General features: G+C 59.8%; 23 protein-coding genes and 1 pseudogene. 11 read left to right on the top strand and 13 right to left on the bottom strand.

Translation table 11 applies throughout. The features are described from left to right. Positions 1-168: 168 nt before the first annotated feature. Both B472_RS09640 and B472_RS16950 read right to left on the bottom strand, forming a co-directional pair. The gene (locus tag B472_RS09640; RefSeq protein ID WP_019427382.1) at positions 169-642 is read right to left on the bottom strand and encodes an HGGxSTG domain-containing protein; all 474 of its coding nucleotides are present in this window, start codon (positions 640-642) and stop codon (positions 169-171) included. Positions 643-808: 166 nt separating this feature from the next. After that, the gene (locus tag B472_RS16950; protein ID WP_133176082.1) at positions 809-1477 is read right to left on the bottom strand and encodes a hypothetical protein; all 669 of its coding nucleotides are present in this window, start codon (positions 1475-1477) and stop codon (positions 809-811) included. A 107-nt stretch (positions 1478-1584) separates the two neighbouring features. On the opposite strand from B472_RS16950, the gene B472_RS09635 reads away from it, so the two are divergent. After that, positions 1585-1824 (top strand): helix-turn-helix domain-containing protein, encoded by a 240-nt coding sequence (locus tag B472_RS09635; protein WP_019427381.1) that lies wholly within the window; start codon positions 1585-1587, stop codon positions 1822-1824. A gap of 278 nt (positions 1825-2102) precedes the next feature. After that, a pseudogene (locus B472_RS09630) lies at positions 2103-2246 on the top strand (cyclic pyranopterin monophosphate synthase MoaC); the annotation flags it as partial. 54 nt (positions 2247-2300) lie between these two features. On the opposite strand, the gene B472_RS09625 reads toward B472_RS09630, so the two are convergent. The 3 genes from B472_RS09625 to B472_RS09615 form a co-directional block, all read right to left on the bottom strand. Then, positions 2301-3326 (bottom strand): hypothetical protein, encoded by a 1026-nt coding sequence (locus B472_RS09625; protein WP_019427379.1) that lies wholly within the window; start codon positions 3324-3326, stop codon positions 2301-2303. Positions 3327-3584: 258 nt separating this feature from the next. Further along, on the bottom strand, positions 3585-4604 hold the full coding sequence (locus B472_RS09620; RefSeq protein ID WP_026039625.1) for a tripartite tricarboxylate transporter substrate binding protein: 1020 nt from the start codon (positions 4602-4604) through the stop codon (positions 3585-3587). A 29-nt stretch (positions 4605-4633) separates the two neighbouring features. After that, the gene (locus tag B472_RS09615) at positions 4634-5506 is read right to left on the bottom strand and encodes an oxaloacetate decarboxylase (protein WP_019427377.1); all 873 of its coding nucleotides are present in this window, start codon (positions 5504-5506) and stop codon (positions 4634-4636) included. A gap of 70 nt (positions 5507-5576) precedes the next feature. Between B472_RS09615 and B472_RS09610 the strand changes: the two genes are divergently transcribed. Both B472_RS09610 and B472_RS09605 read left to right on the top strand, forming a co-directional pair. Then, positions 5577-6371, top strand: coding sequence for an SDR family oxidoreductase (locus tag B472_RS09610; protein ID WP_026039624.1), 795 nt, complete (start codon positions 5577-5579; stop codon positions 6369-6371). Beyond that, positions 6368-6925: a lipocalin family protein gene (locus B472_RS09605; RefSeq protein WP_019427375.1), complete on the top strand. Its 558-nt coding sequence runs from the start codon at positions 6368-6370 to the stop codon at positions 6923-6925. The genes B472_RS09610 and B472_RS09605 overlap by 4 nt, the downstream gene beginning before the upstream one ends. 3 nt (positions 6926-6928) lie before the next feature. Here the strand turns inward: B472_RS09605 and B472_RS09600 are convergent, their stop codons facing one another. Next, the gene (locus B472_RS09600; RefSeq protein WP_019427374.1) at positions 6929-7546 is read right to left on the bottom strand and encodes a hypothetical protein; all 618 of its coding nucleotides are present in this window, start codon (positions 7544-7546) and stop codon (positions 6929-6931) included. Between the two features lie 204 nt (positions 7547-7750). Between B472_RS09600 and B472_RS09595 the strand changes: the two genes are divergently transcribed. Beyond that, positions 7751-8785, top strand: a complete 1035-nt coding sequence (locus tag B472_RS09595; protein ID WP_019427373.1) for an oxygenase MpaB family protein — start codon at positions 7751-7753, stop codon at positions 8783-8785. A gap of 39 nt (positions 8786-8824) precedes the next feature. Here B472_RS09595 and B472_RS09590 read toward each other — a convergent pair whose 3' ends face one another. The 3 genes from B472_RS09590 to B472_RS09580 all read right to left on the bottom strand — a co-directional run bounded on the left by B472_RS09590 (position 8825) and on the right by B472_RS09580 (position 11486). Continuing rightward, positions 8825-9253, bottom strand: a complete 429-nt coding sequence (locus B472_RS09590) for a c-type cytochrome (protein WP_019427372.1) — start codon at positions 9251-9253, stop codon at positions 8825-8827. 116 nt (positions 9254-9369) lie between these two features. Beyond that, positions 9370-10026, bottom strand: a complete 657-nt coding sequence (pcp, locus tag B472_RS09585; RefSeq protein WP_019427371.1) for a pyroglutamyl-peptidase I — start codon at positions 10024-10026, stop codon at positions 9370-9372. A gap of 23 nt (positions 10027-10049) precedes the next feature. Continuing rightward, positions 10050-11486 (bottom strand): NAD-dependent succinate-semialdehyde dehydrogenase, encoded by a 1437-nt coding sequence (locus tag B472_RS09580; RefSeq protein ID WP_019427370.1) that lies wholly within the window; start codon positions 11484-11486, stop codon positions 10050-10052. Positions 11487-11651: 165 nt separating this feature from the next. Here B472_RS09580 and B472_RS09575 point away from each other — a divergent pair, with 165 nt between their 5' ends. From B472_RS09575 to B472_RS09555, 5 genes are all read left to right on the top strand, one after another. After that, positions 11652-12479, top strand: a complete 828-nt coding sequence (locus B472_RS09575) for a phosphogluconate dehydrogenase C-terminal domain-containing protein (protein ID WP_026039623.1) — start codon at positions 11652-11654, stop codon at positions 12477-12479. Positions 12480-12492: 13 nt separating this feature from the next. Further along, positions 12493-13734 (top strand): ribulose-bisphosphate carboxylase large subunit family protein, encoded by a 1242-nt coding sequence (locus B472_RS09570; RefSeq protein WP_026039622.1) that lies wholly within the window; start codon positions 12493-12495, stop codon positions 13732-13734. Positions 13735-13739: 5 nt separating this feature from the next. Further along, positions 13740-15122, top strand: coding sequence for a 3-oxo-isoapionate kinase OiaK (gene oiaK, locus B472_RS09565; RefSeq protein WP_019427367.1), 1383 nt, complete (start codon positions 13740-13742; stop codon positions 15120-15122). 11 nt (positions 15123-15133) lie between these two features. Further along, positions 15134-15838 carry a transcriptional regulator NanR gene (locus B472_RS09560; RefSeq protein ID WP_026039621.1) on the top strand — a complete coding sequence of 235 codons (705 nt, stop codon included), beginning with the start codon at positions 15134-15136 and terminating at the stop codon, positions 15836-15838. Positions 15839-15915: 77 nt separating this feature from the next. Further along, complete coding sequence (locus tag B472_RS09555) at positions 15916-16701, top strand: class III extradiol ring-cleavage dioxygenase (protein ID WP_026039620.1); 786 nt, start codon at positions 15916-15918, stop codon at positions 16699-16701. Between the two features lie 20 nt (positions 16702-16721). On the opposite strand, the gene argE is transcribed toward B472_RS09555, so the two are convergent. Continuing rightward, complete coding sequence (gene argE, locus B472_RS09550) at positions 16722-17951, bottom strand: acetylornithine deacetylase (RefSeq protein ID WP_019427364.1); 1230 nt, start codon at positions 17949-17951, stop codon at positions 16722-16724. A gap of 141 nt (positions 17952-18092) precedes the next feature. Between argE and B472_RS09545 the strand changes: the two genes are divergently transcribed. Further along, entirely contained in the window at positions 18093-18410 is a 318-nt protein-coding gene (locus tag B472_RS09545) for an NIPSNAP family protein (protein ID WP_019427363.1), read from the top strand. Between the two features lie 46 nt (positions 18411-18456). Here the strand turns inward: B472_RS09545 and B472_RS09540 are convergent, their stop codons facing one another. The 3 genes from B472_RS09540 to B472_RS09530 form a co-directional block, all read right to left on the bottom strand. Further along, complete coding sequence (locus B472_RS09540) at positions 18457-19326, bottom strand: methyltransferase domain-containing protein (protein ID WP_019427362.1); 870 nt, start codon at positions 19324-19326, stop codon at positions 18457-18459. 93 nt (positions 19327-19419) lie between these two features. Further along, the gene (locus B472_RS09535) at positions 19420-20409 is read right to left on the bottom strand and encodes a tripartite tricarboxylate transporter substrate binding protein (RefSeq protein WP_026039619.1); all 990 of its coding nucleotides are present in this window, start codon (positions 20407-20409) and stop codon (positions 19420-19422) included. Between the two features lie 21 nt (positions 20410-20430). Beyond that, complete coding sequence (locus tag B472_RS09530) at positions 20431-21171, bottom strand: GntR family transcriptional regulator (protein ID WP_019427360.1); 741 nt, start codon at positions 21169-21171, stop codon at positions 20431-20433. Between the last annotated feature and the right edge of the window lie 2 nt (positions 21172-21173).

Here is a 21173-nt window from a genome sequence, read left to right as displayed (position 1 = left end):
CAGGGGGCGGCTACTCCTACGCCCTCAGTTACCTGCATTTCTTTTTATATAAAAACCACCCTAAAGGTGCCACTAATGAGCAGCAACCCAGTATCCATGCGGGTTTCAGCAGTGGTACCTGACTAGCGGCAGCCCTTGTTAGTGCCACTATGCCCTGCCTGCTATTTGCTACGGACGATGGGTCTTGCGGTTTATTTTTTCCTGCTCCTCGACTGAGCCTTTATTACGGTGCAGGAAGTCGTCAATCACCATGCGTTTGACATCAGCCACTGTTTTCACAGGAACGTAGCCTTGAGCTTTGCGTCCCCGACTGCGGACGGCGGTGGTCATGCCCAGTACGTGCATGGCATCCTCAAGCTGGTTGAGTCTGGCCGACGCTAACGAACGCTCGGCTCTCGCTGCTTTGGTCGCTTGACCATGCACGGTATGCACAGCAGCAATCCGCGCTATGCCCTTCTCAGTCTTAGGACCTGACCCGCGACCACCGTGATACTGGCACTTTTGGTTTTTGCTGACTTTGAGTGCCGGTCGGCCACATTGATCACCTGTCCGACTACTACGTGCAGTGCAGCGCAAGCAATGAATTCTTCCGCCAGCGGTTTGCAAAAGATTTGCTTTCAAGATAAATACTCGTTCGATCATCCACCAGCAAGTCTCTTGCTAAAAAAATTAAAAGACTTATTGCAAGTATATTGAGTAATTGTTGAGAGCACTGCCACTTCTAGTCGCTGACCAGATCGGATCAAGAAGGCCTACCCCAGAATTTATTTTTATTTAAGAAAGTGACATGCGAACACGCTAAATACTATTAGTAAAACAGCGTGTAATTAAGACTTGATGAAAATTGGTTATTACTCATCACGCTAAAAGGACCAATTGCAACGGGAGTTGCAAACCCATTCGCTGCTAGTCTGTAAGACTCTTTGCCAAATCCACTTGTTACTGTAACCATCGCATCACCACTTGAAGTATCAGCCGTAACTGAAAGTGTGATCCCGCTTCCCCTAACACCATTCGGGCAATTGAGCATTGCGGTATATCCAATTGAGACAACCTCGGGAATCGGAAGTGTGCAACCATTTGCATCTACGATTGCAGAAAAATCAGGCTTCAAACCAACCTGATAAGAGACAGTTGATCCTCCTGAAATACTTGTTATTTCTACTCGGTTCACAGAAATCAAATTTACAGCGACTCCACCCAAATTAGCCGGTACGCCGGTCGCTACCGTGTTTGTAAATGTTCCGGTAACTGATGTACTGCACATACCGCCAGTGCCTGGGGGTGGATTTGTGCACAGATAAGTGTATGTGCCTTTAACAACTCCTGATTTTTGCCATGCCGCCCCGTAAATATTCATTACTCCAGTCCGTAATGGGTAGCTACTTGATTGTGGTGAAGCGCCGCCGCCGCCGCCACAACCAACCAAAAAAAATATCAGCAGTAGGGGGGCAAGCATGTGTGTTTTGGGCAGCATGACAATATGTTTTTGAAGCTTAAAAGATCATTGTTGCTTTTAAACCGTGGCCTGTCAAGCCGTGGCTAGTATTCTCATATTTGGCAAGACTCGTCGGTTTATCCGACATGAAGTCCGTAACACTTGAAGAACTCAAAGCCACACTTGCTGTCAATCTAAAGTCGATTCGGCATGGTTGTGGAGTTGCGCAAGAGCGTCTCGCGCTCGATGCGGGTGTTGATCGTACTGTCGTGAGCAAGATAGAACGGGCTGTAACCAACCCATCGCTTGAGGTTCTTCTGAAGTTAGCAAATCAGCTTGATGTGGAAATAAGTGAATTTTTTAAGCCTTTAGATAAACCTGACTAATTTTTACGTCTTCCTTTACGCAGAACTTGATGCATAGCTTCCTTGGAGGGACCCAAATCAAAACTGGGGGGGTGGGGAGTGGGGTGGCTACCGGTAATAAATAAAGCGACGGGGTAGCTCCTCCCAGTAGGAATTTGACTTCGTACTTTATTGCGACACAGATGCGAATTCGACTGTAGACTGCAATCGGGCAAGAAATCTTGTCCAAATTTTGTCCAACTAAACACACAGGATCAGGCCAAGCGATGGAATACCGTGTGCTGTAAGTTGTTGATTTTGTTGAAGCCCTCACCGCCGTGCAGGTCGCCCTGCTCACCATCTACGACATGTGCAAAGCCGTGGACCGGGGCATGGTCATCACCGATGTGAAGCTGCTCGAAAAGCACGGGGGCAAGTCGGGCAGCTTTGTCGCGGCAAAGTGATCGCCAAAAAATCAACTCTGCCGGGCCCTTGGGTTGGGGTTTAGGACGGCGCGCTTACTGCACCAAGCCTTTGCCTTCAAGCCACTTTTGAATCACGGCTGCAATGTCACCGCTGTTTTTGTCCATCATCATCATGTGGCTGTTGCCCTTGATGCCCATGGCAGGCAGGTTGATGAGATCGGCCTTGCCACCCGCTGCGCGTATCGCGTCCTGGAATTTCATGTTGTTGGCTCGGATGGTGGGCCAGCGTGAATCGGTTTCCACATAGTCACCGTAGATGCTGACGCTGGGGATGTTTTTCAACGCAGACACATTGGCCGCGTCACCCACGCCAGCGGGTTCAACCAAAACCAAGGCTTTCACTTTGTCCGGCCGCGCTTGTGCCACGCGATAGGCGAATGGGCCCCCTTGTGAATGGGCCAAAACGATGCAGGGGCACACCTTGTCGACCAAGGCGGTGTAAGCGGCAATGATGGGCGCATCGGTGCTGGTCCAGCGCGGCACAACCTGCTTGGTGAAGTTGTCGTAGCCCTCCAGGGGAAATTGGTTCCCAGGCAAAGGTTTCATTTTGGAAACGTCTTTGCTGTAGGAGTTGGCGCCGGCACCAATGCGAAAGCGCTCGAACGGGTTTTCCTTGGTAAGGAAGACCGGTTCGGTTTTGGTGATTTCAGGGTACATGGCCCAACCCGAACGGCCGCGTTCGACCGCATCGGAGTTGTACACCGTCCAGCCTTGTTTGATGAAGAAATTGACCCAGCCCTCACCCCCGTCGGGTTTGGTTTCGTAGGTGACGCCCGTTAGGCCACCTCCGTGCCACATGAGCAGTGGCAGTTTGCCGCGTTGTTGGCTGGGCACAAAATACTGCACATACATCTGCTCAACTTGGTACACGCCATTGGGGTCCAGCTTTGCAGGTACACCCCCCGCCGTGAAAAGCACCTCTTTCACGGGCAGGCCCGAGAGAGTCACTTCTCGTCCCCCTACATGAAAAGATCCCATGTCTTTGATGGCCAGGCCACCTTGTTGTGTTGCGCAGCCAGCCAGCAGCGCGATGGAAAGGGTGAGGCACAAACGAATCATGACGGTCTCCTGCTTGGATTTTTCTGATGGAAATTCAGTTTAAGCCGATTGAATCGACCCGTAAACACCGAGCCTGGCCACTCGGTGACAGCCTTAGCGCCTCGAAATTCACCAAGGTGTCGCGTTTGGCAAACCACGGGCAAGTCGGTGCTTTTGTGGCCTCGGAATGAAATCAAACCGGTCGCTGCGAGACCCCATGGCTGTTGCTGCAACAAACCCCTGCGCGGAGTTTGTCGTTGGTGAAGTTCGGCGGGCAAATCACTCGGCCTTGATGTTGGCCGATTTGACGACCGCTGCGTAACGCGACAAATCGCGTGCCATGTCGCGGCCAAATCTCTCAGGGCCGCCGGGGCTGGCGGTGATGCCCAGGGTCACAAGACGCTCGCGCACAGCCGGGTCGTTCAGCACCGCGTTCAACTCGGTGTTGAGCCGCTCGACGATGGCGCGCGGTGTTTTGGCTGGCGCCAGCAAGCCCACCCAGGAGTTGATGTCGAAATCATTCAAGCCTGCTTCGATGAAGGTGGGCACGTCCGGCAAAGACGGTGCGCGCTGGGCGCTCGACACCGCCACCGCATGCAGCTTGCCCGACTTGACGTGCGGGAAAGCACCGGCCACAGCGGTGTACACCAAAGGAATGTTGCCGCCCAGCACATCCGTCAAAGCCTGACCACCGCCTTTGTAGGGGATGTGAACCAGGTTGGCGCCCGTGCGCTGCTTGAGCAGTTCACCCGCAATGTGCGGCGTGCCGCCGGTGCCCGAGGTGCCATACGACAGGCCGCCCGACTGGGTTTTGGACAAAGCAATCACTTGCTGCAGCGTCTTGGCGGGCACGCCAGGGTGGGACACCAAGATCAAGATCGCATCGCCGATTTTGCCAACCGGGGCAAAGTCTTTGACCGTGTCAAAACCCACCTTGGGAAACACATGCGGGTTGATGACCATGGTGCCATCAAAACCCAACAACAAGGTGTAACCATCCGGCTCGGCCGCGGCCACCATTTGCGTGCCGATGTTGCCCGAAGCTCCGGGTTTGTTGTCGACCACCACCTGCTGGCCCAGCCGCTTGGACAGCTGCTCGGCAATCAGGCGACCGCTGGTGTCGGTCACACCGCCGACCGCAAAGGGCACCACCAAGCGAATGGGTTTGGCCGGATAGGCGGCTTGCGCTGCAGCCGTGCTGGCGCCCAGCGCCAAGCTGCCGCAAGCGGCGGCCATCAGGCCGGTACTGAGGGCCGTTTTGAGCCATTGGCGGCGGGGTGTTGTGCTTTTCTTGTGCATCGTGGTCTCCTGGTGGTTTTTCGGGGGAATCAATCGGTCTCGGCGTAGCGCTTTTCAAACGCCCACACGTCTTCAAAACCCATGAGTTGGGTCAGGTCGGCGAAGTCGTAAAGCGGCGTTGGGCCATTGGCCGATGAGCCCGTGTCCTTGAACTGCCGGTAAACCTGGGTCATGGCCTGTACACCCGCCAGCAAGGCGGTGACCGGGAAGATGGCGATCTTGTAGCCCAGCGCCTCCAGCTCGGGGCGGGTCAACACAGGCGTGCGGCCTTTCTCGACCATGTTGGCCACCAAAGGCACCTCAAAGCTTTGGCCAATGCGGCGCATCTCTTCTTCAGACTCGGGCGACTCGACAAACAAAATGTCGGCACCGGCTTTGGCATAGGCCTCGGCCCGGCGCAGCGCTTCATCCAGGCCCAGCGTGGTGCGGGCATCGGTGCGGGCGATGATCAAGAAATCTTTCGATTCGCGCGCATCCACCGCCACCTGGATCTTGCGCACCATGTCGGCCATGGGAATGACGCGGCGGCCCGGCGTGTGGCCGCATTTTTTGGGGAACTCCTGGTCTTCCAGCTGGATGGCGCAAGCGCCCGCCGCCTCATAGCCCCGGATGGTGTGACGCATGTTCAGCAGGCCCCCATAGCCCGTGTCGGCATCGGCAATCAAGGGCGTGCGCGCCATGCCGGCCATGGCCGTGACGCGGCCCACCATGTCGCTGTAGGTGGCCAGGCCTGCATCGGGCAAACCCATGTGCGAAGCCACGGTGCCGTAGCCGGTCATGTACAGCGCGTCAAAGCCAAAACTGTCGGCCAGGCGCAAGGACACCATGTCGAACACGCCGGGGGCCACGATCAGGCCAGGTTGCTTCAAACGCGCACACAGCGCAGAGGTTTTTTTGTTCATGGCACGAGCCGCTTGCAAGAGTGATTAAATGGACACGATCAGAACATTGATTTCATCAGAAGAGCCCCCCATGGACCTGCACCTAAGCGACAAGCACATCCTCATCACTGGCGGCAGCAAAGGCATTGGCCTGGCGTGTGCGCAGGGCTTTTTGGCCGAAGGCGCCCGCGTCAGTCTGGTCTCGCGCGACAGCGCCCATTTGGCTCGGGCCCAGCAGCACTTGCTGGCCGCTTGCCCGGGCGCGCGCATCCACACCGTCGCGGCCAATTTGCGCGATGCATCGGCTGCGTTGGCGGCACTGGCATCGGCAGAAACCGCCCTGGGCCCGGTCGACGTGTTGGTCAATTCGGCCGGTGCGGCCAAGCGCACCCCGGCACCCGAGCTCACGCCCGAGGCCTTTGCCGACGCCATGCAGGCCAAGTACTTCACCACCATCCACATGCTCACGCCCGTGATCCAGCGCATGGCCGCACGCGGGCAGGGCGCGGTGGTCAACGTGATCGGCAATGGCGGCAAAGTGGCCAGCCCCATCCATCTGCCGGGCGGTGCGGCCAATGCGGCCTTGATGCTGGTGACCGCCGGCATGGCCGCCGCCTATGGGGCGCAAGGCATTCGGGTCAACGCGGTCAACCCCGGCCTGACCCTGACCGAGCGGCTGCACGAGGGTTTCGCCGCAGAAGCCCGACTCCAGGGCATCGGCCAAGACCAGGTCATGGCCCAAACCGTGGCCAAAATCCCCTTGGGCCGCATGGCCGAGCCCGAGGAAATCGCCAACGCCGTACTGTTTTTGGCATCGAACAAAGCCAGTTACGTCACCGGCATTTGCATGAGCATGGACGGGGCTTTGAACCCGATCGTGGTATGAACCTGTTTGTCCAAATCCGAACTTTTTCGCTGGCTCTTGCCTGTGTGCTCAGCCTGCACAACAACTCGGCCGTGGCCCAGCAGGCGCCCTTGCCGACGGTGCCTGCCGTCGATGTGCCGCGCTACATGGGCACTTGGCATGAAATCGCCAAATACCCCAACTGGTTCCAAAAGAAATGTGTCAGCAGCACCCAAGCCACTTACAGCCTGCAGGCGCAAGGCCAGGTGCAGGTCATCAACCGTTGCAAAACGGCCAAGGGTGAATGGCGCGAGGCGCTGGGCGCTGCCAAACAAATTGGCGGCCCCACCTCTGCACAACTCAAGGTCCGGTTTGCGCCGGAGTGGTTGTCCTTCATTCCGATGGTGTGGGGCGATTACTGGATCATCGATCTGGACGCCGATTACCAATGGGTGGTGGTGAGCGAACCCCGGCGCGAATATTTATGGATCTTGTCGCGCACACCGCAAATGCCTGCAGCCACTTACCAAGCCTTGCTGAGCAAGTTGGACAAGCTGGGCTTTGACCTCAAACGGATCGAAGCCAGCCCGCCTTGAGCTTCAGTGCGCCGCTTCGGCCACGCGCACCTGGTTGGCCTCGCTGGCTTGCAGCCAGCCTTGGCGGGCCGCGTCTTGGGCCAATTGGGCAATCAAAGCACGGGCATCGGCATTGACCAAGGCCACAGGTTGCAGGCGCAAAGCCGCATCCGAGAAATGGTGAACCACTTCGGCCACGTCATCGGCATTCAAAGCGGTGGGTTTGGCCACGGGCATACACCGCACTTTTTGACCCAGCGCTCGGTAGAAAACAGCGGCCATGTGCGCCGATGCGCCGTACACGCTGCGTTGCTGGCCAGCAGCCGTCACGCGCAAGGTGTAACCGTACTTGCCCTTCACGCACTCGGCCTCGGTCACATCCGTCAGTGCAAAGCGGTGCACCAAGCTGCCGCTGTCGTTCTCTGACACCAGCAACTGCTGGTCGGTCAGCAACCACAAACCGCGGCCAGACAAGACCACACGGCCCAGCACATAAGCCAACACACGCTCGGTGGGCTGGATGTGGTCGCGCATCTGGTCCACATCGGCGTTTTTCAGCAACTGCGCGCCGTAGGGGTTGGCGCCCTCGATCAAGAGTTCACTCAGTTCATTGCCATTTTTCAAAAAATCCAGCCAAGCCATCAGATGTCTCCAAATTGAGGTGCGGATGTTCCTTCATGCCCCGTGATCCAGGCCATGAGCCCCCTCAATGGTCCTGATGGACACGTGGTTATTGACCACGGCCAATGGCCCAAACCCAGCCTTGACCGATGGCCTTTGTCGGGCGCCCTGCAAGGTATGGGGCGGTGTCACACACTGGCACCTCTTTGAATGTCACCGGGCCCCATGACACCCCCCTCCTTGATCCAAACGCTGCTGGGCGCTGCCCGGTCTGCCGCCAACGCCAACAGCCGCGCTGAATCGACGTGTGGCCTGGGACATCCCCTGGTCGGACAGTTGGCCCAACAGGTGCGGGCACACCTGGCATCGGAGGTCAAAGACCGGCTGGGCCAGCGCGTTCGGGCCATGACCGGGGCCACAGGCGATGCGCGGGACTTTTTAGAGCCCGCAGGCGACCCCGGCTTGTTCGGCCCCGACTCGGCCGCGTGGCAGGTGCACGCGCATTTTGTGGCGATGATGACCGGGGGCTTGTCCTCGCTGATGCTGCAAGCGCTGCACCCGCAGGCTTTGGGGGCCGTGTGGGACCACTCGCGTTTTCGCACCCAACTGCAGGCGCGACTGGGGCGCACGGCCTTGTTTGTGGCCACCACCACTTATGGCGGCACCGCCGCAGCCTTGCAAACCATCGAGCGGGTCAACCGCATCCACGCCCAGATTCGTGGCCAATTGCCCGACGGCACGCCTTATGTGGCGAATGACCCGGAACTGATCCGTTGGGTACACCTGGGCGAAACCACCAGTTTCTTGCGGGCTTACCAAGACCTCTCGCTGCAGCCTTTGAGCGCGGCCAGGCAAGACCTGTACTTTGCCGAAATGGCGCAAATTGGCGAGCGCTTGGGCGCACACAGTTTGCCCCTGACGCGCCACCAAGCCCTGATGCAACTGCAAGACTACCGGCCTCAATTGCGGGCCGACGCGCGCACGCGCGAAACACTGCACCTGATTGAAAACTACCCTTGTGAACCCTTAGACCGCCCATTGATCACCCTGATCGTGCGGGCCGCGTTGCAAATGCTGCCCGACTGGGCGCTGGACATGTTGGAACGCGAACGCCGCTGCGCACTGGAACAAACCGCTGTGCGCACCGCCCTGCAAGGCATGGGGGCGTCTTTGGCTTGGGCGTTTGCCGACACGGGCGTGGCCGCTCGCGCGCACCAGCGCATGCAGACACCCCAGGCTTCTGCGCCAACCCCTGTTTAGCCTTCTTCAGCTTGGCGCCATGTCACCCCAATGCCACCTTCAGGGGCGTTGAATCGTCTCCAGGTATTGAAGCAAAGACACGATGCGGTGGCGAGCTGACCACTCGGCGATGGTCGCCGAGTCTCCCGGCTGGGTCATGGCGCGGGCCTTGAACTCTTGGCCCCACACCGGCATCTCGCGCGAACCGTGGGGCCCGCCATCGCCCGACCATCGGCCATCGATCACCTCCCACATCAGCTCTTGCGGGAACTTGCCACCATGCCTTTGGGTGATGGTGGTCAAATCAGAAGGCCGCTTGACCAAGAACGATTGCACCGGGCCGTCGCCTCGGCCTGAATGGCCATGGCAACTGGCGCAGTTGTCTTTGAAGTCGGCCCGGCCCAGTGCGACCGATGTTTGCGCCCATGACGATGCGGTCACGCTGAGCAAGCTGGCCACGACGCAGCTGCAAATGTTTTGTTTGTTCATACAAGCTCCTGTTGTTTTGCAAGAGCCAGATCATCCAAAGAACCGGTGTTTCAGTCTGTACGGTGGCGCGCCAAATGGACCTGAAAATCAAAACTTTTTGAAGCGCTCAAGGCTGTTCAATTCAGGGCACCGCCCGTTTGCTTCAACTCGCTCAGACCCTGCTGTCGGTGGGCCACCAAAAGCGCCAAGGCCTGCCGCACCCCGGCCACTTGCAAAGCCACAGGCCAGCTGGGCAAGCTGGGGCCAGGCCAGTGGGCCGCCTGCTCCGGCAACAAGGGCAGGTGCATGAAGCCGCTGTGCAGACCTTGACCCACCACAGCGTGTTGCAAGCCATAAAACACCTGGTTGCACACAAAAGTGCCTGCCGTTTGCGACACAGAAGCCGGGAAGCCGGCGGCCTTCAAACCCGCCACCAAGGACTTGATGGGCAAGGTGCTGAAATACGCCGCGGGGCCACCCTGGATCACCGGCACGTCGATGGGTTGTCGACCTGCGTTGTCAGGGATGCGGGCGTCTTGCACATTGATGGCCACGCGTTCGAGCGACAAATCACAACGCCCCTCGGCCTGCCCCAGCGCCAGCACGATGTCCGGCCGATGTTGCGCCAGCGCCTGATGCACGGCAGGCAGGGCTTGGGCAAACACGCAAGGCAATTGCACGGCCGAGACCTGTGCACCCGCCAAGACCAAGCCCTGCAACGCGTGCGCCACCTCCCATGAGTGGTTCACGCTTTGCCCGCCAAAGGGCTCAAAGCCGGTGACAAGAATGCGCATGCCGGAACCGTTTGGCTGGCCGTTCAGGCGTTAAAAATCGACACCGTCTTGGTGTTGAGGTATGCCTCCAGCGCCTCAGGTCCGCCTTCAGAGCCGTAACCCGAATCCTTCATGCCGCCAAAGGGCAGCTCAGGCCAAGGTGCTGCCGGCTGGTTGACCCACAGCATGCCCACGTCCAGACGCTGGTTCAGCATATGCATGGTTTTCATCGAGTTGGTGAAGGCATAACCGGCCAAGCCGAAAGGCAAGCGGTTGGCTTCGGCCACCGCGTCTTCGATGTTTTCAAAGCTGCGGATGGCCGCGATGGGACCAAACGGCTCGTTGACCACCACATCGGCGTCGAGCGGCACATGCGACAGCACAGTGGGTGCAAAAAAGTTACCTTGCGTGCCGATGCGCTCACCGCCGGTGAGCACCTTGGCACCTTTGGCGCGGGCATCTTGCACGATGGCCTGCATGGCCGACAAGCGACGCTCGTTGGCCAATGGCCCCATTTGTGTGCCTGCCGTCATGCCATCGCCCACCTTCAGCGCCTGCGCTTGCGCGGCAAATGCTTCCGCAAAAGCATCGGCAATTTTGTGGTGCACCAAAAAGCGGGTGGGCGAGATGCAGACTTGGCCCGCGTTGCGGAACTTGGCCGCACCGGCGGTTTTCAGGGCCAACGCAATGTCTGCGTCTTCGGCCAAGATGACCGGCGCGTGGCCGCCCAACTCCATGGTCACGCGCTTCATGTGCTGACCGGCCAACGCGGCCAATTGCTTGCCCACAGGCGTAGAGCCGGTGAAGGTGATCTTGCGGATCAAAGGGTGCGCGATCAGGTAGTTCGAGATCTCAGCGGGCGTGCCATAAACCAGACCGATCACACCCGCGGGTACGCCCGCATCGTGAAAGGCGCGGATCAACTCAGCAGGTGCTGCTGGGGTTTCTTCAGGGGCTTTGACAATGATCGAGCAGCCCGTCGCCAGTGCAGCAGACATCTTGCGCACAGCCTGGTTGATGGGAAAGTTCCAGGGCGTGAAGGCGGCGACAGGGCCAACCGGCAGCTTCAGCACCTGCTGCTGCACATTCACGTTGCGTGGGGGCACGATGCGGCCATACACGCGGCGGCCTTCCTCGGCAAACCACTCGATGATGTCGGCCGCCGACATGGCCTCGACCTTGGCTTCGGCCAGTGGCTTGCCTTGCTCTTGCGTGAGCAGCTCGGCAATTTGTGGGGCGCGTTCGCGCATCAAGGCCGCGGCTTTGCGCAACACGGCGCTGCGCTCGTTGGCAGGGGTATCGCGCCAAATTTCAAAGCCCTTTTGCGCGGCTTGCGCGGCACGCTCCAGATCGGGAATGCCCGCATGGGCCAATCGGCCAATTTCGGTGCCCGTCGCGGGATTGAACACGGCCAAAGTGCGACCGTCTTCGGCATCGCACCATTGGCCATGGATGAAAAGTTGGGTGTTGGGGTAAGTCATGGCGGTTTCCAGTCGAAAAACAGGGGACATAAGGTGGGGCAGATTGTGGCTTGAAACGCCGATATTGGGGTAAGCCATTAGCCCATCAACGGGTCAACTCGTCATACCATCAGACCAATACAAGCGCCGATGACGGCAGGTCTGGTTCAATTTCAGAAAGAAAGCATGACTTCTATTGCATTGTTGGGCGCAGGCGGCAAGATGGGCGCCCGTTTGGCCAAAAACCTCCAGGGCTCGGCCTTTGAAATTCGCCACGTCGAAGTCAGCGCCGCAGGCCAACAACGCCTGAAAGCCGAATTGGGCATCGCCTGCTGCAGCCTGGACGACGCCCTGCGCGGTGTAGACGCCGTGATCTTGGCCGTGCCTGACACCCTGATCGGGCGCATCGCCGCCGAGATTTCGCCCCAACTGGCACCCGGCACCATGGTCATCACCCTCGACGCCGCAGCCCCGTTCGCCGGACACCTGCCCAAGCGGGACGATTTGGTTTACTTTGTCACCCACCCCTGCCACCCCAACATCTTCAACCCCGAAGTCCATGTGGCGGGTGCGCCCGACTATTTCGGCGGCATCCGGGCTTCGCAATCCATCGTGAATGCCCTGATGCAGGGCCCCGAAGCCTCGTATGACTTGGGCGAATCGATTGCCCGTTTGATTTACCAACCCATCGAACGCTCATACCGTGTCACCGTGGAGCAAATGGCCTTGCTGGAGCCTGGCTTGTCCGAGACGGTCTGCGCCACCTTGCTCGACGTCATGCGCGAAGCCATGGACGAAGTGGTGGCACGCGGCGTGCCCCCAGATGCGGCACGCGACTTTTTGTTGGGCCACATGACCATTTTGTCGGCCGTCATCTTCAAGCAGGTACCAGGCCAGTTTTCTGACGCGTGCAACAAAGCCATCACCTTTGGCAAGCCCCGCCTGATGCGAGACGACTGGAAAAAGATTTTTGACCGCCAAGAAATCGCTGACAGCATCCAGCGCATCACCTGAAGCAGGCCAAACCATGAACTCCAGAATCGTGGCCCAGTACTGGCTTGAAACCGGTGACGACCCACTGCGCACCGCCGAGACCATTGCAGGCGAGCAGTCCAGCGGGACTTTTTTGAAGCTGGCCAACGAAACGCCTGAACTCAAAGAGCGCTCAGGCGCACGCATCGAAGCCCTGGAGATTTTGGAGGTGGTGGACCGCCCCAGCCTGCCCGGCGGCATGGTGTCTGAGCGTTACACACGCTGCCTGCTCACTTTGTCGTGGCCCCTGGAAAACATGGGCCCCTGCTTGCCCACCTTGATGTCCACCGTGGCCGGCAATTTGTTTGAACTGCGCCAAGTCTCGGGCCTGCGGCTTTTGTCGCTGCAACTGCCCGAAGCCTTTGCCAAGGCCTATCTGGGGCCTGCTTTTGGCATCGAGGGCACCCGGCGCATGAGCGGCGTGCGCCAAGGGCCCCTGATCGGCACCATCATCAAGCCCAGCGTGGGCCTCAGCCCCGATAAAACAGCCGAGCAAGTGAAGATGCTGGTGGACGGTGGCATCGATTTCATCAAAGACGACGAGCTGCAAGCCGATGGGCCGCACTGCCCTTTTGAAGAGCGCGTCACCGCCGTCATGCGCGTGGTCAACGACGCAGCGCAGCGCACTGGCCGAAAAGTCATGGTGGCTTTCAACCTGACGGGTGACCTTGACCAAATGCGCCAGCGCCACGACTGGGTGCTGAAACACGGCGGCACCTGCGTGATGGCCTGCGTCCAATCGGTGGGTCTGGTGGGCATGAACGCTTTGCGCCGTCACAGTGCCTTGCCCATCCACGGACACCGTGCGGGCTGGGGTTACCTCAGCCGCAGCCCAGCGCTGGGTTGGGACTTTGCAGCTTGGCAATCGCTGTGGCGTCTGGTGGGCGTGGACCACCTGCATGTCAACGGCCTGCGCAACAAGTTCAGCGAAAGCGACGACACCGTCATCGCCTCGGCGCGTGCCGTGACACGCCCCCTGTTCCAAGACCTGCCCATGGCCGCCATGCCGGTGTTCAGCTCGGCCCAAACCGGCTTGCAAGCGCACGACACCTTCAAGGCCTTGGGCCATGCGGACTTGCTGTGCACCGCTGGGGGCGGTATTTTTGGTCACCCCCAAGGCGTGGCTGCGGGTGTGGCTGCGCTGCGCGAAGCCTGGGACGCGGCCCAAGCGGGCATCGACCTCAAGGCCTACGCCGCCACACGCCCAGCCCTGCAAAGCGCACTCGGTTTTTGGTGAATGAGATGAACCCAAGGTGCGAACAGGACGGCTTGCCCGAAGGGCTGTGGCTGGCCTATTACGGGGACGACTTCACCGGCTCCACCGATGTGCTCGAAGCCTTCACCGCCGCAGGGGTGCCCACGGTGCTGTTTTTACACGCCCCCCGCGCCGAAGACTTGGCCCGTTTTCCGGGGGCGCGTTGTGTTGGCGTGGCCGGGCAGTCTCGGGGCAAAAGCCCTGCCTGGATGCGCGCCCACCTGCCTGCGGTGTTTGAAAGCCTCGCCAGCTTGGGTGCCCCTGTCGTCCAATACAAGGTCTGCTCGACCTTCGATTCGTCCCCCGAAGTGGGCTCGATCGGGCAAGCCATTGACTTGGGCGTGCGCTGCACAAGTGCCCCTTGGTCGCCCATGGTGGTGGGCGCGCCCAGGCTGCAGCGCTACCAAGTTTTTGGGCACTTGTTTGCCGCGGCACACAACGAGGTCTGGCGCATCGACCGGCACCCGACCATGTCGCGCCACCCGGTCACGCCCATGCACGAGAGCGATTTGCGTGTGCACTTGGCCCAACAAACCCCACGCCGCACCGGGCTGGTCAATCTGGCCCACATGGCGCAAGGCCAAGCCGATGCGGTGTGGCAAAGCCTGCAGGGCGCAGACCAGCCCGTGCTGATGCTCGATGTGGCCGATACCGCCACGCAACGTGAAGCCGGGCGGCTGGTCTGGGAGCAACGTGGGCCGGGGGTCTTCAGTGCATCGTCCTCTGGCTTGCAATACGCCTTGGCCGAGTACTGGCGCAGCCGCGGCTGGTTGCCTGAATGGCCCGGCTTGCCCATCGCCCAGGCCCATGACTGCATTGGCGTGGTCAGTGGCAGTTGTTCGCCCATGAGCGCAGCCCAAATTGATTGGGCACAGGCGCATGGCTTTTTGACCTTGCGCATGAGCGTGCCCCTGTGCCTCGACCCCGTGCATGCCGAAGCAGAAATCGAACGGCTCACGCAACAGGCGGCAGACGCTGTGGCCCAAGGCGTGTCGCCTGTCATTTATTCGGCCAAAGGGCCCGACGACCCGGCCGTCCAAGGCTTTGAGGCTGTGGCGCAAGGCTTGGGCCTGGACAAAGCGCAAGCCAGCGAAAGCGTCGGCATGGCCTTGGCCGAGGTCATGCGGCGCTTGCTCGACCGAACGCACCTGCGCCGTGTGGTAGTGGCGGGAGGGGACAGCTCGGGCGCCGTGGCCAGCCACTTGGGCATTCAGGCGTTCACGGTGGCTGCAGGCATGGCACCCGGTGTACCGCTGTGCCGGGCTTGGTCCGACGATGCGCGCCGCGATGGCCTGGAAATCGCCCTCAAAGGTGGGCAACTGGGCTTGCCCTCGTTTTATGGCGCTGTGCGTGCTGGCCGCGTCGCTTGAAGGGCCAAGGTATGGCTGAACACATCCAGCGGCGTAAGCTCTACCAAGAGGTGTTGGACCGCCTGATGGCCCGCATCGCGTCTGGCGAAATCGCACCGGGTGAGCCGCTGCCCTCTGAGCGCGAACTCATGGCGTTTTATGGCGTGGGCCGCGTCGCGGTGCGCGAAGCCTTGCAAGAGTTGGCCCGCTCGGGCATTGTCGAAATCTCGCATGGCGAACGCGCCAAAGTGGTGGTGCCCACCGCCCAATTGCTGATTGCACAGATTGCCGAAGGCGCACGCCACTTGCTGCGCATACAACCCGAAACCTTAGAGCACCTCAAAGAGGCGCGGCTGTTTCTGGAAGTCAGCATGGTGCGGCAAGCGGCAGAAAAGGCCACGCCGCAGGACGTCCAGCGCCTGCGCGAGCGGCTGGCGGCACACCAAGATTCGCTCAGCACCCTCGACCAGTTTCTGAAACGCGACATGGAATTCCACCGCGAGATCGCCCGCATTGGTGGCAACCCGATTTACCCGGCCATCGTAGAAGCCCTGTTTGGCTGGGCCAGCGAGTACTACCACCACATCGTGCGGGCACCGGGCGCCGAGTCGCTCACCCTGGCCGAGCACCAACGCATCGTGGACGCCATTGACCAAGGCGATGCCGAAGGCGCGGCCCAAGCCATGTCGGCCCACTTGACCCGCGCCAGCGACCTGTACCGCCAAGTGGGGCTTTGAAGCTTGACGCTGCGGGTGTGCAACAGCTCACCGATGCTTTGCCCTACAGTGGAGCCATTCATCGTCCTGTGAATACCATGCACGCCCCCAAATCTGTCTTGTTTGTCCCCCATGGCTCGCCCATGTTTGCCCTGTACCCCGGTGCGGCTGGCGCCGCCATGAGCGCGCTGGTGCCGCAGTTGGGCAAGCCCCGCGCCATCGTGGTGGTCAGCCCGCATTGGGAAACGGCCCTGCCCACCGTGGGTTTTGCCACCCGACCCGAAACCATTCACGATTTTGGTGGTTTTGACCCACGGCTGTACGAGATGCACTACCCTGCGCCTGGCAGCCCCGATGTGGCGGCCTTGGTCATGGCCGCCCTGCAAGAGGCGGGCTTGCCCGCCGCGCAAAACGCCCAGCGCGGCCTGGACCACGGGACCTGGATTCCGATGCGTCAGATGTTCCCAGACGCCAACATCCCCGTAGTGCCGCTGTCGGTACAAAGCCACTTGGGGCCTGCACACGCTTACCGGGTCGGCCAAGCGCTCGCTTCACTGGCTGAACACCATATCCTGATCGTGGGTTCGGGCAACATCACCCACAACCTGCGGGACTTGATGGCGATTCGCATGCACGGCGGTGCCACACCCGGCTATGTGCAGACCTTTGCCGACTGGGTTCACACCCATTTGGTGCAGCGCGATGTGGCCGGTTTGCTGAATTACCGCCAGCAGCTTTCAGGTCAGCGCGCACACCCCACAGACGAACACTTGTTGCCGCTGTTCACCGCCTTGGGCGCAGCTGGCGCTGATGCTCAGCCTGGCGCTTTTTTCCGGGGCATCAGCGACCATGTGATCGCCATGGATGGCTACGTGTTTCACTGAGGCACACGGCCTGAGCGCCATCAGCACACACAAACCCGGTCGGCCAAGCGGCGCATGAAGCGCTCGCACCAAGCCAGCTGTTCGAGCGTGACCCATTCGTTGGGCTGGTGCGCCTGGGCAATGTGGCCAGGACCGCAGACGATGGTGGGCACACCCGCCTGGTGGAACAGCGCCGCCTCCGTGCCAAACGACACCTTGCCCGCGCCACTGGCCGGATCGACCTCGGCGCAGTCAAAACACAGCTGCGCGATCTCGCTGTCGGCGGCCGTGGCAAAACCGGGCAGCACCGATTTGAGCTCGTGCGTGATGCCGGTGTCTGGGGCCACTGCCTGCATGGCAGGCACCAAGCCCTCGCCAAAAGCCTTGGCCCGTGCAAACAACTCTTCGGGCGTGTTCAGGTGGTGGTGGCGGATTTCCCAGCTCACCTCGCACTGGCGCGGGATGATGTTGAGCGCCGTGCCACCGGCGATCACACCCGTGTGGATGGTGGTGTGCGGCACGTCGTAAATCGGGTCAAACGGGCCGTTTTGCACCAACTCGCGGTGCATGCTTTTGAGCTTGGCGACAAATTCGCAAGCGATCTCGACCGCGTTCACACCCAGCGGCGTGAGCGAAGAATGCGCCTCAAAACCGTGCACCGTGGTTTTGTACGAATGTTTGCCCTTGTGTGCAATCACCACCTGCATGCCGGTCGGTTCGCCCACGATGCAACCCGCAGGCTTGAAGCCCTGCGCCTGAATGTCGGCAATCATGCGGCGCACACCGATGCAGCCCACTTCTTCGTCGTAGCTGAAAGCCAAGTGAATCGGGCGCTTGAGTTTTCTTTTCATCAGCTCGGGCACCATCATCAAACAGATGGCACCAAAGCTCTTCATGTCGGTCACGCCCCGGCCGAACATCTTGTCGCCTTGGATCACGACCTTGAACGGGTCGGTGTCCCAGGGCTGGCCGTCCACCGGCACCACGTCGGTGTGACCCGAGAGCACGAGGCCGCCCACTTTGGTTTCGCCGTCGTGCGCAGGCAGCGTGGCCCAGAGGTTGGCCTTTTGGCCGCTGTCGTCGTAGGTGCGGCTGCAGGTGATGCCCAAATCCTTCAAATAGGCCTCGGTCCAATCGAGCAAAGCCAGGTTGCTGTCACGCGAGACGGTGGCAAAGGCGATCCATTTTTCGATCAGGGGCAAGGCGGCCAGGTCGGCGGCTTGGACAGCGGCGGCTGGGGCCAAGGCGGTGGGTGAGATTGGGGCGTTCATGGTCTGATTCCATCAAAAAGCCCGTTGAGGGCGTTTTTGATCTTACAGGGCCAGTGACCACCAGGCGTCACCTTGCCGACAGGTCGGCTTGCTTTGAGATCCTAAAGTGAGGTTCCTTTTTCACAAATTTTTGGAGTCTCCATGGCCATCTATGAACTGCGGACCTACAACGCCATCGTCGGCAAAATGTCTGAACTCGTCGGCTTGTACAAAAACGAAGGCTGGCCCGTGCTGTCCAAGCACCCACCCAAGCTGGTGGGCTATTTCACGGGGGATGTGGGCGCTTTGAACCAGCTGATCCACATTTGGAAGTTTGAAGACGATGCCGACCGCCGTGCCTTTTGGGCCGGTGTCTACGGAGATGCCGACTTCATGGCCTTCGCCGCCAAAATCCGTCCATTGATTGCCGAGCAACAAAACAAGCTGATGTTGTCGGCCCCTTGGGGTCCCCAGCCCTGAACCCGTCGGGACGTGAGTCGCCTGCGCACAGGGGACTCAGCCAAAGTCAGTGGCCCAAACGCTGGGCGCTGACTTTCACCACTTCGGGCTGAAACTCGAACATGCCGTAAGGCCCTGCCCATTCGCCCGCCATGGTGCCCCCTTGCACGCGGACTTGAACCGCTTGCAATTGCCCGTCTTCTTTGACGAAACTGAAATGCAAGTCGGCACCGTCCAGGCGCGCGCCCAACAATGCTTGTGCCTTGTTGCCCGAGGCTGGGGCCCAATTCAGCGTGCCGGCCACGCGCTGGTGATGCTGGGTCAACTGAAGCGAAACCGGACCACGGCGGTCCAGCCCCTGCACCGACCATTGACCTGCCACTTGGGCGGGCACCTTCCAAAAATACCCGGTGTTGCTGCCCACCCGGATCACCTGATCGGGCTCCCAGTCGCCCATGCCAAAGGTGTTGGAGACCACGCGCGTGCCTGGCCGCATGCCCAGCAAGGTGGGGCGCAATTGTTCGTTCAACTCTTCCAGCAAATACAGGGTGACCACGCTGGCTCTGGAAAAATCCTCTTTGAAAATGTCGCCCTGCACGATGCGCACCCGGCCAGCCAAACCGGCTTTTTCGGCATTGCGCTGCGCCAAGGCGGCGAGGTCTTTGTTGTACTCAATGCCCCAAGCCCGCGCACCAAATTGCCGTGCGGCCGCGATCGCGATCTTGCCGTCACCGGCCCCCAAGTCCACCACCTCGTCTTCGGGTGACACCTGCGCTGCCGTGAGCATTTGGGTCACCAGCTCATCGCGCGTGGGCAGCCACATCACGTCTTTGCCCATTTGCCCCAACTTGGGGGCGTAGGTTGAAGTGGGGACGCTGCTGCAAGCTGACAACAGCAACAAGCCAAAAAGGCTGAACCAGCGGGCCAAAAACTGCATCACGAAGGACCCTTCCCAAAAACAGCGAGCATGCCACGGTTTGGGATGGGCCCGTGGCGTGTGCGCAGTTGTGGCCCAAGCCCTTTCACTCGCTTATTCAATGGTGATTTTGCGTTCTTTGACCACGCGACCCCAGAGGTTGATTTGTTGCTCAATGAATGCTCTGGCCTGCTCGGGGGAGCCTTTTTGCAACTCGCCACCCAGTTGGGCCACGCGCGCTTTCACCTCAGGCGCATCCAAAGCCTGTTGAAACGCCGCTGCCAGTCTTTTCATCACAGGCTCAGGGGTGTTGGCAGGGGCAAATACCGCATTCCACTCGTAAATTTCGGTGCCTTTCAAGCCAGATTCACCGAGCGTGGGGACATCGGGCAGGATGGGAGAGCGCTTATCCGAGGTCACGGCCAAGGCTTTCAATTTGCCCGATTGGACATGCTGCAAGGTGGACGCCAAATTGCCAAAGAAAAGTGGCACTTGGCCGCCGATCACGTCATTGAGTGCGGGGCCGCCACCCTTGTAAGGGACATGAATCATGTCCACTTTGGCAGCAGATTCAAACAATGCACCCGCCAAATGTTGTGCGGAGCCATTGCCCGATGATGCATAGGACACGGCATCCTTGGCTTTACGCGCAGCTGCCGTGAGTTCGGCCATGTTCTTCGCCGGGAAATTGGCGTTGACCAAAACCACATTCGGGAACAAGGCCACCACGCCGACAGGCTGAAAAGCTTTCAGACTGTCATAAGGCAGCTTGGGATACAGCGAAGGGTTGACGGAAAAAGATGAAGCATCCAGCATCAAGGTGTAGCCATCCGGGTTGGCTTTGGCAACCGCTGCTGCGCCAATTTGCCCGCTGGCGCCAGCCCTGTTTTCAACGACGACCGTCTGACCCAGTGCTTCACCCATTTTGGGCGCAATCAGTCTGGCCATGGCATCAGCGCCGCCCCCTGGCGGGTAGGTCACCACCAAAGTGATCGGCTTGGTGGGGTACGCCGTTTGTGCAAAACCAGTTGTCGCTGTCCCGCACAGGGCAGAGGTGACAAGCGCCATCCAGCCGATGGATTGGCGTCGGGAAAAACCATTCATGACATATCTCCTAGTAAGTTGTTATTGCACCTGTGCGGTGTATTTGAAAGAAAACGCGTCGCCACGTGTGGTGCGAAGTTCGACGCAGCGGCCCGCCATGTCAAAAGCCTGACGCTCCACCAGAACGCAGGGGTGGGATGCAGCCAGTTTGAGGCGCTTGGCTTGTCTGGCATTGAGTTGCGAAAAGCTCAGACTGTCTTGTGTTTTTTGAATCACAACCCCACACCGTTGCTGGTACATGGGGTAGAGCAAGTCGTCCCACCCATCGGTGTCGGCGTCGGCCAAAGCACCAAAAAGTGGCAGAGGCAAAACGATGGTTTCAAGCAGGCAGGGTTCAGACTCCAGGCTTCGAAGGCGTTCAATTTGAAGGACTTGAGCCCCCTTGGCCATGCCAAAGGCCTGAGTTTCTTGCACGCTGGCACTGCGCAAACGACTGCCCAAAATCTGGGAATGAGGCGTCATGCTGGCCGCATCGTCTGTGCCCCGAAATCTGAAAAATCGCATCATGGAGGCGCCATCAACACCTTTGCTCACAAAGGTGCCTTTGCCATGCCGGCGTTGCAACACGCCATCTTGAACCAGCAGTGACAAAGCTTGCCGGATGGTGCCCAATGCCACACCATAGCTTTGCGCCAAAGCCGATTCGGCAGGGATAACCTCACCCGGCACCCATTCACCTTGCAGGATTCGATCGCGCAAAGCAGTCGCCAAATTGCCGTATCGACTTTGGCCCAGTGAATGGGTTTTAAAGAGGGTTGTCATGC

This window comes from Limnohabitans sp. Rim28 (assembly GCF_000293865.2).
In the GTDB taxonomy this organism is placed as follows: Bacteria; Pseudomonadota; Gammaproteobacteria; order Burkholderiales; family Burkholderiaceae_C; genus Limnohabitans_A.
Note: the sequence above shows the minus strand (reverse complement) of the source record. Positions and strands in the feature narration are given on the sequence as shown.